This window comes from Companilactobacillus huachuanensis, from assembly GCF_005404815.1.
Lineage (GTDB): Bacteria > Bacillota > Bacilli > Lactobacillales > Lactobacillaceae > Companilactobacillus > Companilactobacillus huachuanensis.
Genome location: NZ_BJDF01000019.1, coordinates 1 through 14,157 on the forward strand (window position 1 = coordinate 1; position 14,157 = coordinate 14,157).

Sequence of the window (14,157 nt, forward strand, 5' to 3'; positions counted from 1 at the left end):
ATCAAAACAGATTTAGGTGGAATGTCGCCTGTTCAATATCGAGAATCAACAGAATTAAAAGCTGCATAAAAAAGTGTCCAAACTTCGGGGTTCAGATCACGCGCCCGGTGGTGTAATTGCTGAAGCAATAACGCCACTTTCGCTGCGAATGAATACTCTCAGTTCTTCCAACTTGTTGTTTTTTTTAATGAAAGGAATAATAAAACAAAACTCCTGATTATTTAAATAAATTAACTATAGGCCAGTAACAACAATAGTTATATTTGTTTTTCACCTTTCAACCTTTAGTTAAATACCAAAGAGGAGATTGATATAATGAGAAATCAACATAAAAGATATCAGGAAAAATGGTTAAAAAAGAAAAAAATATGAATTGGAATTTTTGCTGCCCTAATAATTATTACCGGAATCAATAGTATGAATAATCCAACTAATTCCATTAATCATGAAAAGCATTCAACAGTTGCAAAGAAATCAACGACCAATTCAAATAAAAGTGTTAAACATGTATCAGAGAATAAATCAAATCCCAGCTCTTCAAAAAGTACCAAGAAAAAAACTCCAGAAAAACCAAAAGTACCTACAGAATACATCTCGGCATTATCAAGCGCTAAAACATATCAGAAACACATGAGCATGTCCCCTGAAAGAATTAGAGATCAATTAACTTCTGACCATGGCGGAAAATTTACAGCTGAAGAAGCAAACTACGCCATAACTCATTTACAATAATCAGATAAATTTTTGAATAACATCTTATTGTGACATTATATATCCTTGTCCTGATTATTTATTGGTTAAGACACTGCCCAATACAACTTCTACTCATCTTTATTTAAAAGATGAATTTCAATCATAAAAAAAAAAGAAGAAAAGCTGATTTAACAGCCTTTCTTCTTTTTTACTTTACACATTATTCTGTCTATTTAAGGAGAGTACAGGATTTGAACCTGCGCGCCTGCTATAAAACAGGTTCGCCGGATTTCGAGTCCGGTGCATTACCACTCTGCCAACTCTCCATGAAAGATCTGTAGAACCTCTACAGACCTATTTTAAATTAATATTGCATCAGAGTAAACATGTCATACCCTTTTATTTTGTCGCGACCGTGTAATTCAGTCAATTCAATCAAGAATGCCGTACCAACTACGATACCACCTAATTTTTCAATCAACTTAATTGTGGCAGCCAATGTACCACCGGTTGCCATCAAGTCATCCACTACTAGTACCTTTTGACCTGGTTTAATAGCATCCATTTGCATATATAGTGATGCTTGACCATATTCAAGGTCATACGAAACCGAAACCGTTTTACGAGGCAACTTACCCTTTTTACGAGCAGGAGCAAAACCGATGCCCATCTTGTATGCTACTGGACATCCTACGATGAAACCACGTGCTTCGGGTCCAGCAATCATTTCTGCACCACGGCTTTTGGCATATTCAACAATCTTATCGGTTGCCGCAGCATATGCTTTACCATCAGCCATTAATGGTGAAATATCTCGAAATAGTACACCAGGTTCTGGAAAATCTTGAACATTAGCAACATATTTCTTAAAATCAATATCCATTTTTATAAATTCCCCATTCAACCTAACAATGGCAATCGTAATCACTCATCCAGGACAAGAGATCGTCAAAGTTGGATTCAATTAATATTTTTTCAACATCATTGCGTTGTAATCTCTTCAAATAAGTCGAAGATTCAATCAATTCGCGTTGTTGTGAAGCATCAGCTTTTTCAACAAAGCCATTAACTATTTTAACAAAATTTAACTCAAAAAACACTTTTAAATAAAAATCTACGTCAATTTTTTGCAAATTCAAGTATTTGGCAACTAGATCCATACCGTCCACCGTAATATTTTGATGTGTATATAAATACTTCAAAAGCGTTTTCATCTTAATCATATCAGGCTTTAAGTATCTTTGTGTCAAATCAGTATGGAAAAATAATGCTGTATGTTGCGTATTATTTTCTTTTATAAAGTTTTTGAATAAATCCAAGTTATGTGGTCGATCATAGATCAAAATATTCTTGCCATCACACTTCTCATCATATTTGATCAGTTTGGCTTTAACATTCGAACGCTTTGCTGCTTCATAGTAAATTTCATTAAAGAAGACAATATTATCAAAATGATCCATGATTGAGGTTGATAATCGTTTGTTTCGATAATCCAAATAGACTTCTTTCAATCCAGCAATCTTTTTTGCCTCTGGTGAAACTTGAAAGTCATCAAGCATCAACTGTAAATTTTTACGTCCTGCCCACTCGTTGATTCCAATTTCTCCATAGACATCGCAAATATCAGTAGCCATTGCTTGTTCCTGAGCAAACATTCCAAATCCGATTGCAGCCACTTGGCGACTATTATCCGTCACATTTACCTTAAGATGCGTCCCATCTTTACCAATCGATTTTGCTTGGCTCAAAGAAACATTACTCAACTTGATGATGGGCTTAGGATTACCCATCCCAAATGGCGCCAATTGTTGAATCTGCTTAACTAAATCAAGACTTAGATCTTCAAGATTTAAATTTAAATCGTAATCTTTTATAACTGGCGCTTGAGGGTCAAAATCCTGTTCTTTAGGTTCTGCTTGCAACAATTCTGTTAATTTATCGAGTTGAGCCTCTTCAATTGAGAAACCACATGCTTGAGCGTGACCTCCAAAGGCAGTAAACAAATCATTATGCTTATTCAAAGCGGTAAAAAGATTGAATCCCTCAGGGCTTCGACCTGAACCTTTCATCACACCACTGTTCTCATCAAATTGCGTTGCTAAAACGGGTTTATTTTCCTGATCCATTGCCCGACTTGCAACAATTCCTAACACTCCTTGGTGCCAATCATTACCCTTTAGAACTAGCACGCCATTATCCTTTTGAGCTGCAATTTGACTCTGAGCATCGGCAAAGGCTGATTGTACTAATTCCTGACGTCTTGAATTAATATCTTCAGTTTCATCGACGATTTCTTTGGCAAAAGATTCATCACCGGTAGTCAATAATTCAACTCCGGATGAAGCATTTTCCAAACGCCCCAAGGCATTAATACGGGGAGCAATTTTGAACCCGATATCTTCTTCACCGATGTCCGACATTTTAATTTTACATTTCTTGAGCAATGCTGTTAAACCGACGTGGTGGTTCTTCTTCATCTGTTTCAAGCCTTCAGTTACAATGACACGATTCTCACCTTTTAAGGCCACAGAGTCAGCCACAGTCCCAATAGCAGCTAAGTCAATCAAATCCATTGCATCCTCACCTAATAATGCGTCCGCAATTTTGAATGCCACTCCAGCACCTGACAAATAAGGACAGACATATTCAGACCCGGGAATCGATGGGTGAACAATTGCATCAGCTTCGGGCAATTCCGCAGGCAAATCATGGTGATCAGTCACAATAACTTTGATACCACGATCTTTCATATATTTAATTTGCTCTTTACCACTGACACCATTATCGACGGTAATTAGTAAATCGATACCTTGGTCAGCTAAAAATTTATAACGATCCAAATTTGGACCATATCCATCCTTAAAACGATCAGGAATATAGAAAATTGGTTTATTACCTAGTTTTTGTAAAGTTAACTTCATTATTGACGTGCTCGTCACTCCATCAGCATCGTAATCACCATAAATAGCGATTTTAGCCTCAGATTGCACTGCCTCATCAATTATTTCGAGAGCTTTATCCATATCATGCAATCCAAATGGATCTTGTAATTCTTTCGAGTCACTATGTAAAAACGTTTCAATATCGGCGGTATCAGTAATATCACGTTCAAGTAATAATTCTGCCACTACGTTATCAACATGTTTTTCCGCTGCAAATTTGGTTATTTCTTCTTTTGTGGGATTCTTACGCTTTTCCCAATTTATTAAAGTCAATCCATCACCTACTAACAATAAGTTAATTATATCAATTTTCAATCAGAAAAAAAAAGCCTTGAAATATCATTTACAATTTAATTTCGTAAACGAGACGTTCCAAAACTCCTTTAAGGAATCATTAAGAAAAGACTGCTAAAGTACCCTTATTGGCTGGTTGACTGCTGACTAATGATCCTTGTAGAGCCCAACGGTTAGTACCACCATCGGCACAAGTAATCAGTGTCAAGATACTTTGATTTTCCACATCGTCCAACAAATAAACAGCTGTTGGTGGTACGATTTTCTTAAAATAAATCTTATAAGTATAGACACGTTTCATATCGGTGATATATGCTAAATCACCGATTTGGGCATTTTCCAACGGAGAGAACAATGCGCCTTTGTTAGTCATATAGTGACCAGCCAAAGCATAATTGGATTTACCCATTTTTTCATTTTCCTTCATCGTTCCACCACCAGTTGACAGAGCATTATCACTCAAACCAACCACAATTGGTAGACGCAAGTTAACTGAAGGAACTGCCATCTTGCCAATAACTGCTGCATCGTTACTGACAGAAGCTTTGGCAACTTGACTGGCGGAAATAGGTTTAACTTTATTAAAATCAAATTGACCTTTTTTCTTCGAGTTTTCGTTAGCTTTCTTAGCTGTTAATGTCGTCAAATTTTGATTAGAAATTCGTTTGACTGCATACTCCTTGATCGGTTGATTAAAAATCAAGGCTAAGGCCACTAATAATAAAACAATGGTTCCAAAAATTGAAAAGAATTTCTTCATAGTTTTCATTCCATTTCAATGAATTTACAATATAATTTATATTTTAGAACATTCGTGGTAAAAAGTTAAATCTTAAATTCTGGAACCGTCTCCGGTCACCAGCAATATAGTCTGCTATGAGGACCGATGCGAGCCAAGGATCGGTCTCGCACCTCCATAGCTGACTATATTGCTGGTGACCTCCGACTCTTATATTCCCTAGTTCATTTGATATTAATAACGATTAATTAGTCAAAAGAACTGAGAGTATTCATATGCAACAAAAGTAGTGTTATTTCTTTAGCAATTACACCACATTTAATTTATTTTAATGTTTACCAAGTTTACTAAATTGAATATTCCAAAGATACGCTATAATAGACTTATATATTTAGAAACAAAAAAGAATCTGGAGGTAATTTTATGAGCATTCTTGTATTAGGTGGTGCCGGTTATATCGGTTCACACACTGTCGATCATCTTTGTGAACTCGGCTATGACGTCATTGTAGCAGATAATCTATCAACGGGTCACGTTCAAGCTATTAACGAAAAAGCTAAGTTTTATGAAGGTGATGTTCGTGATAAAGAGTTTTTGATCAAGTTATTCCAAAATGAAAAAATCACTGATGTAATTCATTTTGCAGCATTCTCAATTGTTCCTGAGTCAATGAAGGATCCGCTCAAATACTTTGATAACAATACATACGGCATGATCACACTCCTTCAGGTGATGCACAACTTTGACGTTAAACATATCGTCTTCTCCTCAACTGCAGCTACTTATGGTGAACCTAAACAGATTCCAATTAAGGAAACTGACCCAACTGTTCCAACGAATCCATACGGCGAAAGTAAATTAGCTATGGAAAAAATCATGCATTGGTGTGACGTTGCTTATGGAATTAAATTCGTTGCCTTGAGATACTTCAACGTTGGTGGCGCTAAGCCTGATGGTTCAATTGGTGAAGATCATAATCCTGAAACTCACCTAATTCCAGTTGTACTTCAAGTCGCTGCTGGTCAACGAGACGAATTGACAATCTTTGGTGACGATTACGATACTAAAGATGGTACTAATGTTCGTGATTATGTCCATGTCGAAGATTTGGCTGAGGCTCACCGTTTGGCAATGGAATATTTACGTGCCGACAATGACAGTAATGTCTTCAACCTTGGTTCTTCAAATGGTTTTTCAAACAAAGAAATTCTAGAAGCTGCTAGAAAAGCCACTGGTAAAGAAATTCCTGCTAAAATTGGTCCTCGACGCCCAGGAGATCCAAGTACTTTGATTGCGGATTCAACTAAGGCTCGTACGATCCTTAAATGGCAACCTAAGTATGATGACGTTGAAAAAGTCATTAGTGATGCTTGGAATTTCAAATCCAAACATTTAAATGGTTATGAAGAAGATTAGATTAATCTGAATAAATAAAAGTCGAAAGTTTAGGTAAGTATGCCGTGCCGTTTCCAGAACTGAGAGTATTCAATTGCTGCACGGAACGGCCCGAGCCAGAGTGCGGTCTCGGACCTCGGTTGAAGCCTCGCAAAAACCGCGAGTCTTCAACGCGCCCGGTGGTGTAATTGCTGAAGCAATAACGCCACTTTTGCTGCAAATGAATACTCTCAGTTCTTCCAACTAGTTTATTTTTTAATGGCAGTAGCAATAAATTGAAGACTTTTGAGTTATTTAACAAATTAGCTATATGGCTGTACTAACAATAGTTAGATTAATTTTTCAACTTTCAACCTTCAGCTGAATAAATAGAAATGAGCTGTATCACTTTAAATCGGCTCTTTCTCAACTTTGGTTATGAAAAAAAAGAGGCTGTTTCTCACTTGGAATTATTTCAAGTGGAAAACAGTCTCTTTTTGACAAATTTCTAAATTAAATACGCATATGGATCCTTTTATAACCAAGCTTGAGAAAGAACCCTTGATCAAGTTTAGTACAGCTCATTTTTCATATAACTAAAAATTTAATTTCCTATGAAATTATTAAAATTAGCACAGACAAATTAGTCGGAAGGACTGAGAATATTTACCCGCTGTGGGTGTGGCGTTACGGCTTTAGCCGTTACACCACCGGGCGAGTTTGGAGACTTTCCGTTCTTTGGAAAGGCTTCAAACCGAGGCCCGAGACCGCTTCTCAGGCTCGGACCGGTCCGCATAGCAGGTGAATATTCTCAGTCCTGGAGACGGCCCAAAATAATATACTTCATTTATCATTACCTCAGGATTATTATTCACAGATAAAATTAATTGCTTCCTTTAATGCGTCGTCAGCTTGTGGAAAGTCTCCGACCTTATCCATAAAAGCGTGAATCATCCCATTATAACGCAGATAAGTAATATCACATCCGGCTAATTTTGCTTTATTATAAAAGGCTTCACCTTGAAGTCGTAATGGATCAAATTCTCCAACCATGAACAATGTCTTTGGTAATTTTTTGAGTAACTCTTCTGGAGCATTTAAAGGCGAAATGTACATACTATCAGAATTGCTATCCTTGATATACCAATTACTGATCAGCCCATTACTTCCGTTAAAATTATTAATATATGTCTTAATTTCAGTTGGATTTTCTTTGGCTATAATCTGCGTTGGATCATCAAATATCCCTCTAAGTTTTTGATTATTGCCTTGATAAGTTACAGGATACAAAGACACCGCCTTATCAACATAATTCGTACCCAACTGACGATCCAAGAGCGACAAAGTATAAGTTAAATTTCCACCCGCGGAATCACCCATTGCTGTTATGGATTCAACATGTAACTGTTCTTTGTGTTGACCAATGTAATTTAGAACCTGATAACAATCAATTAAATCTTGTGGATAAGGATTTTCCGGTGCCAATCCATAATCAATTGAAATCACTCTTACTTGTCCCAAATCAGCAAGAGTTCGACATGGAAATTCAACATTATCTAAACTGCCACCAAAAAATCCTACACCGTGAATAAATAAAATTACTGGTAATTCTGTATCAATTAATTTTTCTTGGACATAAGTCCGAACTTTGACATTATTAAATTCAGTATTCTCAATCTTAAGAACATTTTGATTTTGATGGTTAGCCTTTTTCCAACCCATTGAGGCGCGAATATCCTCAACATTAACATCATCAGAGACTTCGCTACCAAAGTCCCCCGTATCAGTTTGTTGTATTGAGTCTTCTAATTCTTTTTTAGCTTCTGGATCAAGCAATCCTTCATCTGAAAGTCCAGGCACTAACTTCATTTGATAATCTGTATTTTTAACATTAACTTTTTTCATTAAATTATTTAGCAATTGCTTTTCCTCCTTGAATAATTCTTTCGTAAATTAATACAACCGTTGAAATTACAAATAGAATTGCAAATCCAAACGAACAAACCTTCATGTTTGTATCAGGTCGACTATTGCCAAGAAATCCTGACAAGTAATTGATCAACACCGGTGACAAGAACACGCCAATATTAGTAAAAATCAACATAATTGAAGATGCAAGATTCTTGGAACCTGCTGGAGCTACAATATTTATCATAGTGTAAATATATGGAATCACAACTGCAAAGCCTAATCCAACAATGATTACACCTGAAGTGACTAGTGACAATGTATCAGCACTTGATAATATGAAGAAACCGACCATCATAACCAAAAATCCTAATGGTAAAGTTAAATTTTTCAAGAATTTATGAATTATTCCATAAACTAAACCTACTAACATTGAAACTAATGTAAAACCGCCTAATATTGTGGCGGCTTGGCTGGCAGTACCAATATTTTTATAAGTTAAGAGGTCCGCTAATTTAACAGTAACTACCATAAAAAATACATATATGAAAAATGTCAAAATAGAAATTAACACAATTGGTAAATTAATACTCTGGTGCTTAGAAACCTTTGTTTTTTGCTTTATATCCGTTCTAACATTTGGTATCACGGTTCCAAACAAAATTAGTATTGGTAAGGCAATTGCATAAATCCAAAATGTTGCATGCCATCCAAAAGTAATTAGATAACCAACAAGAAATGACAAAACCGAACTCCCCAAAGAATTGACAGCGTTTTGAAAACCCATCATTGTTGAAAGTTGATCACCCTCATAAAAGTCAGAAATCATACTAATTGCTAATGAATTAAAGAGTCCAATACCAAAGCCCAACAGCAGACGAGATATTAAAACAATATAATAATTGCTGGAAAAAACTGGTGTAATCCCAAAAATTAAAGCTACCACCAATCCGGTCATTACCGTCCTCTTTTGACCCATAAAATTTGTTAAAAAACTGCTGATAAAAATTCCGGCGATAATTCCTAAATTGGGAATTGTCGAGATTGTTTCAATAGCTGAAGCGGATTGCCCAGTAAAAGTCTTACTCATCAGCGGGATAGCTGCCGCAATATTTGGTGCTGCCATTAATAACATCGAGATTGATAACAACGCTATTTTAAAAACAAATGATTTTGATTTTTCCTTCAACATAATATGTAGCTCCTTTAACTTGTTCATCTTGATGACAAGCTAAAGGTTGAAAGTTTAATTAAGTATGCCGTTTCCAGAGCTGAGAGTATTCAATTGCTGCGCGGAACGGTCCGAGCCTGGGAAGCGGTCTCGAACCTCGGTTGAAGCCTCGCAAAACCCGCGAGTCTCCAACGCGCCCGGTGGTGTAATTGCTGAAGCAATAACGCCACTTTCGCTGCAAATGAATACTCTCAGCTCTTCCAACTTGTTGTTTTTTTTAATAAAAGGAATAATAAAACAAAACTCCTGATTATTTAAATAAATTAACTATAGGCCAGTAACAACAATGGTTATATTTGTTTTTCACCTTTCAACCTTTAGATGACAAGTTAATAATATTATGAAATCGTTTGCTGTAAGCGCTTTATAAAAGCCTATTTTAGGTCGTTTTATGACCTTTCAAGTTAATTCGATATTTTCCCGGCGTTGTTTGATACACTTTTGCAAATAATCTTCTAAATGACTTAACATTCGCAAAACCTGCCAAATCTGAAATAGTTTCGATATCTTTTTCAGTATTAGTTAAAATTTCAAAAGCATTTCGGAGTCGGACTAAATTTACATATTCCATTACTCCTTCACCCATTTGTTCTTTAAAAGTTCTAGATAGATACCCCTCACTCAAGTGCACTGTTCCGGCGATTTGTGGCAATGAAAGATCATCAGCACTGTGTTCATTAATAAAATCAATAACACTTGATAACTTATGCAGTGTTGGAACTGTTGGTAAATTAACTGAATTAGATTTACTCTCTAGAAAATAATGAAATAAATAAAACAGCATCAAATATATCTCACTCATTAATAAAAATTTTTGTTCCGTTGATTTGGTCTGTGAATTTTTATAATAATCAAATAATGTTTGCTTCAATAGGTTTATTTGCGAAGAATCATCTGAAAGTTTGAACCAACTTTTATCAATTGTTTCACATTCCCGATGTAAAAATTCATACGGAAACAAAAACGTTAACGACAACGTATGATTATCAACTGCTTTTAAAGGTTTCACGGAATGAATCTCATTAGGATTTATAACTATAACATCACCTGAACTTGCAGTGATTCTTTGTCCACTGATCACAAATTCAGCATCACCACGAATAATATAATCTACTTCTAACGCTTGATGCCAATGACGCAAAACGTTTTGACTTTCCAAATATTCTGTATGTACTACCAATTTAACTGGCAATGTTGTCGTTGATACCTGCTCATGACGATACATATTTTCACCTCAAAAAATGGACTGCAATGATTTAATTCATTACAGTCCATTTTAAATCAATATTCAAGGTTAACAAAGCTAACTGAAGGTTGAAAGTTGAAAAAGTGATATAGACATTGCCATTACAGGCCTAGAGCTAACTTATTTAAATACTCATAAATCTCCATTTTATTGTTCCAGCTATTAAAAAACAAACTAGTTGGAAGAGCTGAGAGTATTCATTTGCAGCGAAAGTGGCGTTAGGACTTTAGTCCTTACACCACCGGGCGCGTTGGAGACTCGCGGGTTTTGCGAGGCTTCAACCGAGGCTCGAGACCGCTTCCCAGGCTCGGGCCGTTCCGCGCAGCAATTGAATACTCTCAGCTCTGGAAACGGCATACCTAACTAAACTGTCAACCTTTAGAAAGCTAAAATAAATACTCCAAGTCACTGGCAGCAGTTGGGTAAGCCATAATCTCTTTGACAACATCTTCATGCGTCATTTGACGCTTAATTGCCATCGTCAACAAGTTAATCAAACTGTCAGCATTATTGCTCAATAAAGTGGCGCCAATAATTTCTGACTTTTCATTCAAGACGATTCTAATCTTAGCCTTCGAATCATTCGTGTGACTATATGTAAACCAGCTAGTAACATCTTGATCAATCACATTATCACTGTCCTGAACGCCAACCTTAGCCAATTTTGGACTACCATAAACCACCGTTGGAATTAATGGTAATGCTAAGTCAACATCAGTCTTGCCAGTCAAAATATCACTGACATAATCAGCCTCAAATCCACCAACAGGCGTTAATTTGGGTTGATTAGTATCAACGACATCTCCAATCGCATAAATATTCTCATTTGTTGACTGTAATCTTGAATTAACTTTAACACCGTGACGAGTATATTTAACGCCGGCTTTTTCCAAATCTAAGAAGTCAGTATTAGCAATTCGTCCAGTTGCGCCAATAATCAAATCCGTTGTTAATTCAAAATCGGCTGCTTTAATGACATATTGACCATCAGCCTGTTGCAAAATCTCTTGTGTATCAACATTGAAATTAAAATCAACACCCTTATTTTTTAGTTGATCGACTAACTCTAATGCATAATCCTTATTAAATTCTTTTAACGGGTGGTCATTGTGGTGAATGATGTGAACTTTGGCACCGGTCGCATTAGCAATCGTCGCCAATTCAAAAGCAATATAACCGGCACCGATAATTGTGATATCCTCGGGCATTTTTTTAAGAGATAAGAAATCTGTACTGGAAAGTAAGTGCTCCTTACCGGGAATATTCAAGTAGCTAGGACGTTGACCCGTCGCAATGATAAACTTATCGGCTTGATAATGATCTTGTCCATTTACGACAATTTCATTTCTAGAAATAAATTTTGGTTGACCATCAATCGCTTTAATACCAGCTTTGACAATACCATCTCGACTCCCCTTAGAAACTGGATCAGTAAAAGTTTCTTTAAAAGTTTCCAATTCCTTCCAGTTAACATATGGCACCTCATCAAAACCCTTACCTTGCAATTGAGCCACACGATCACGAGCTTCAACTCCACTCAAAAGGACCTTTTTGGGATCACAGCCCCGATTAGGACAAGTTCCACCCCAAAGGTTATTCTCAACAATAGCTACATTTTGACCATTACCCTTCAAGTTATGTGCGGCAGCCAATCCTGCTGGCCCAGCCCCAATAATAATCGTATCAAATTTATCCATAACAAATTCCTCCAATAAAAAATAGCGCTTATAACGTAACAGTTAGTTACATTATAAGCGCTATTGATTTATTTTTTTAAAGTTATGCTTGAAACCTATTTACCGTCTTCAGTCCCACGATTAAGGTTCAAGACAGCCATAAAGGCTTCTTGTGGAACGGAAACTTTCCCAATTTCCTTCATCCGCTTCTTACCCTCTTTTTGTTTGTTAAGCAACTTATCACGACGAGTTCTATCACCACCATAAAGTTTAGCAGTAACATCCTTACGATAAGCCTTAACGTTGGAACGTGCCACAACCTTGTTACCGACAGCTGCTTGAATTGGAATTTCAAACATTTGTCGAGGAATAACTTCCTTTAATTTGGCAACGATATCACGACCACGTTTTTGAGCAAAATCCTTATGGACGATAAAACTCAAGGCATCAATTGGTTCACCATTAAGCAAGATATCCATTTTGACCAATTCACTGGCCTCATAATCTTCAACGTCATAATCCAAGGAAGCATAACCCTTAGTATTCGATTTCAAATCATCGAAAAAATCAAAGATAATTTCGAGTAGTGGCAACTTGTACACGACATTAACTCGATATTTATCCAAATAATCCATTGTTACAAACTCACCACGTTTGTGTTGGCAAAGTTCCATTACAGGACCAACAAAGTCCTCAGGCACCATAATTTCAGCTCTAACGAAAGGTTCACGGATTTCTTTAATTTCAGAAGCGTCTGGTAATTCAGCTGGATTATCAACAACAACTTCACTGCCATCAGTAGTTGTAACGTGATAATCAACTGATGGTGATGTCGTGATCAATTCGAGATCAAAGTCTCGTTCCAAACGCTCTTGAACCACATCCATATGCAACAAACCTAGAAATCCGACACGGAAACCAAATCCTAAGGCTTGTGATGTTTCAGGCTCATACTCCAAAGCAGCATCATTCAATTGCAATTTGTCCAAAGCTTCATGTAAATCTTCATACTTTGAATTATCGACCGGATACAATCCAGCATAAACCATTGGCGTGCTCTTGCGATAACCAGTCAATGGTTCATCTGTTGGATTGTCAGCTAACGTAACCGTGTCACCAACTTGAGTATCTTTAACAGTCTTGATACTAGCAGTAATATAGCCAACATCCCCAGCCATCAAATAATCACGTTTAACGGCCTTAGGAGACATCACACCGACTTCTGTTACTTCAAAGGTCTTCTTATTACTCATCAATTCAATCGTGTCTCCGACCTTTACAACGCCCTCACGAACACGGACATCTAGGACAACGCCACGATAACTGTCATACACAGAATCAAAGATCAATGCTTTAAGAGGTTTATCAAGATCCCCTTCTGGGGCCGGCACATCAGAAACGATTCGTTCCAGCAATTCATCAACACCAATACCAGTTTTTGCACTCATTAAAATTGACGTATCAGCTTCAATACCGATCATCTCTTCAATTTCTTCTTTAACCTTATCTGGTTCAGCAGAAGGCAAATCGATTTTATTGATCACTGGCACGATTTCCAAATCATTATCAATAGCTAAATAAGCGTTAGCTAATGTTTGGGCTTCAACACCTTGAGCAGCATCGACAACTAACAATGCACCCTCACAGGCAGCCAACGACCGTGAAACCTCATATGAAAAATCCACGTGGCCTGGAGTGTCAATTAGATGAAAGATATAGCTCTGTCCATCTTTTGCTTCATATTCAAGTTCTACCGCATTCAATTTGATTGTAATACCACGTTCGCGCTCCAAGTCCATATCGTCCAAAATCTGGGCTTTCATATCACGCTTTGATATTGTTTTGGTTCTTTCCAAAATTCGATCAGCAATCGTTGATTTACCATGATCGATATGCGCTACGATAGAAAAATTACGAATTCTTTTTTGTCTTTCTTTTAACTTATTGAGGTCTAAATCCATAAATTGTTCCCTTCTATCAGAAATTTTCTCATTTTATCTATTTTACACTATTGTACACCGATGTTCTAGACACCAAAAAATCTGGCTCATTAC

At 36.7% G+C, this 14,157-nt stretch carries 10 protein-coding genes and 1 tRNA gene; 2 read left to right on the plus strand and 9 right to left on the minus strand.

The features are described 5' to 3' along the window. Positions 1–417 precede the first annotated feature (417 nt). Positions 418–732 (plus strand): Ltp family lipoprotein, encoded by a 315-nt coding sequence (locus FFM71_RS10480; protein ID WP_137612125.1) that lies wholly within the window; start codon positions 418–420, stop codon positions 730–732. A gap of 197 nt (positions 733–929) precedes the next feature. On the opposite strand, the gene FFM71_RS10485 is transcribed toward FFM71_RS10480, so the two are convergent. The 4 genes from FFM71_RS10485 to FFM71_RS10500 form a co-directional block, all read right to left on the minus strand. Continuing rightward, positions 930–1,019, minus strand: a tRNA-Ser gene (locus FFM71_RS10485). A 38-nt stretch (positions 1,020–1,057) separates the two neighbouring features. Beyond that, the gene (locus FFM71_RS10490) at positions 1,058–1,576 is read right to left on the minus strand and encodes an adenine phosphoribosyltransferase (protein ID WP_137612126.1); all 519 of its coding nucleotides are present in this window, start codon (positions 1,574–1,576) and stop codon (positions 1,058–1,060) included. Between the two features lie 22 nt (positions 1,577–1,598). Then, complete coding sequence (recJ, locus tag FFM71_RS10495; protein WP_137612127.1) at positions 1,599–3,908, minus strand: single-stranded-DNA-specific exonuclease RecJ; 2,310 nt, start codon at positions 3,906–3,908, stop codon at positions 1,599–1,601. A 121-nt stretch (positions 3,909–4,029) separates the two neighbouring features. Then, on the minus strand, positions 4,030–4,689 hold the full coding sequence (locus FFM71_RS10500; protein ID WP_137612128.1) for a class A sortase: 660 nt from the start codon (positions 4,687–4,689) through the stop codon (positions 4,030–4,032). Positions 4,690–5,091: 402 nt separating this feature from the next. Between FFM71_RS10500 and galE the strand changes: the two genes are divergently transcribed. Beyond that, positions 5,092–6,084: a UDP-glucose 4-epimerase GalE gene (gene galE / locus FFM71_RS10505; protein ID WP_137612129.1), complete on the plus strand. Its 993-nt coding sequence runs from the start codon at positions 5,092–5,094 to the stop codon at positions 6,082–6,084. 825 nt (positions 6,085–6,909) lie between these two features. On the opposite strand, the gene FFM71_RS10510 is transcribed toward galE, so the two are convergent. The 5 genes from FFM71_RS10510 to lepA all read right to left on the minus strand — a co-directional run bounded on the left by FFM71_RS10510 (position 6,910) and on the right by lepA (position 14,064). Beyond that, entirely contained in the window at positions 6,910–7,962 is a 1,053-nt protein-coding gene (locus tag FFM71_RS10510; RefSeq protein ID WP_137612130.1) for an alpha/beta hydrolase, read from the minus strand. Next, positions 7,952–9,142 carry an MFS transporter gene (locus tag FFM71_RS10515; RefSeq protein ID WP_171000546.1) on the minus strand — a complete coding sequence of 397 codons (1,191 nt, stop codon included), beginning with the start codon at positions 9,140–9,142 and terminating at the stop codon, positions 7,952–7,954. The genes FFM71_RS10510 and FFM71_RS10515 overlap by 11 nt, the downstream gene beginning before the upstream one ends. Positions 9,143–9,560: 418 nt before the next feature. Continuing rightward, positions 9,561–10,406 (minus strand): AraC family transcriptional regulator, encoded by an 846-nt coding sequence (locus FFM71_RS10520; protein WP_137612132.1) that lies wholly within the window; start codon positions 10,404–10,406, stop codon positions 9,561–9,563. A gap of 407 nt (positions 10,407–10,813) precedes the next feature. After that, positions 10,814–12,124 (minus strand): dihydrolipoyl dehydrogenase family protein, encoded by a 1,311-nt coding sequence (locus FFM71_RS10525; protein WP_137612133.1) that lies wholly within the window; start codon positions 12,122–12,124, stop codon positions 10,814–10,816. A 95-nt stretch (positions 12,125–12,219) separates the two neighbouring features. Then, positions 12,220–14,064, minus strand: a complete 1,845-nt coding sequence (gene lepA / locus FFM71_RS10530; protein WP_137612134.1) for a translation elongation factor 4 — start codon at positions 14,062–14,064, stop codon at positions 12,220–12,222. Positions 14,065–14,157 lie beyond the last annotated feature (93 nt).

What these genes read in the sequence shown, in the direction of transcription:
- FFM71_RS10480 (WP_137612125.1), top strand. Translation starts at nt 418, where the DNA reads ATGAATAATCCAACTAATTCCATTAATCATGAAAAGCATTCAACAGTT.
- FFM71_RS10490 (WP_137612126.1), bottom strand. Translation starts at nt 1,576, where the DNA reads ATGGATATTGATTTTAAGAAATATGTTGCTAATGTTCAAGATTTTCCA.
- FFM71_RS10500 (WP_137612128.1), bottom strand. Translation starts at nt 4,689, where the DNA reads ATGAAGAAATTCTTTTCAATTTTTGGAACCATTGTTTTATTATTAGTG.
- galE (WP_137612129.1), top strand. Translation starts at nt 5,092, where the DNA reads ATGAGCATTCTTGTATTAGGTGGTGCCGGTTATATCGGTTCACACACT.
- FFM71_RS10515 (WP_171000546.1), bottom strand. Translation starts at nt 9,142, where the DNA reads ATGTTGAAGGAAAAATCAAAATCATTTGTTTTTAAAATAGCGTTGTTA.
- FFM71_RS10520 (WP_137612132.1), bottom strand. Translation starts at nt 10,406, where the DNA reads ATGTATCGTCATGAGCAGGTATCAACGACAACATTGCCAGTTAAATTG.
- FFM71_RS10525 (WP_137612133.1), bottom strand. Translation starts at nt 12,124, where the DNA reads ATGGATAAATTTGATACGATTATTATTGGGGCTGGGCCAGCAGGATTG.
- lepA (WP_137612134.1), bottom strand. Translation starts at nt 14,064, where the DNA reads ATGGATTTAGACCTCAATAAGTTAAAAGAAAGACAAAAAAGAATTCGT.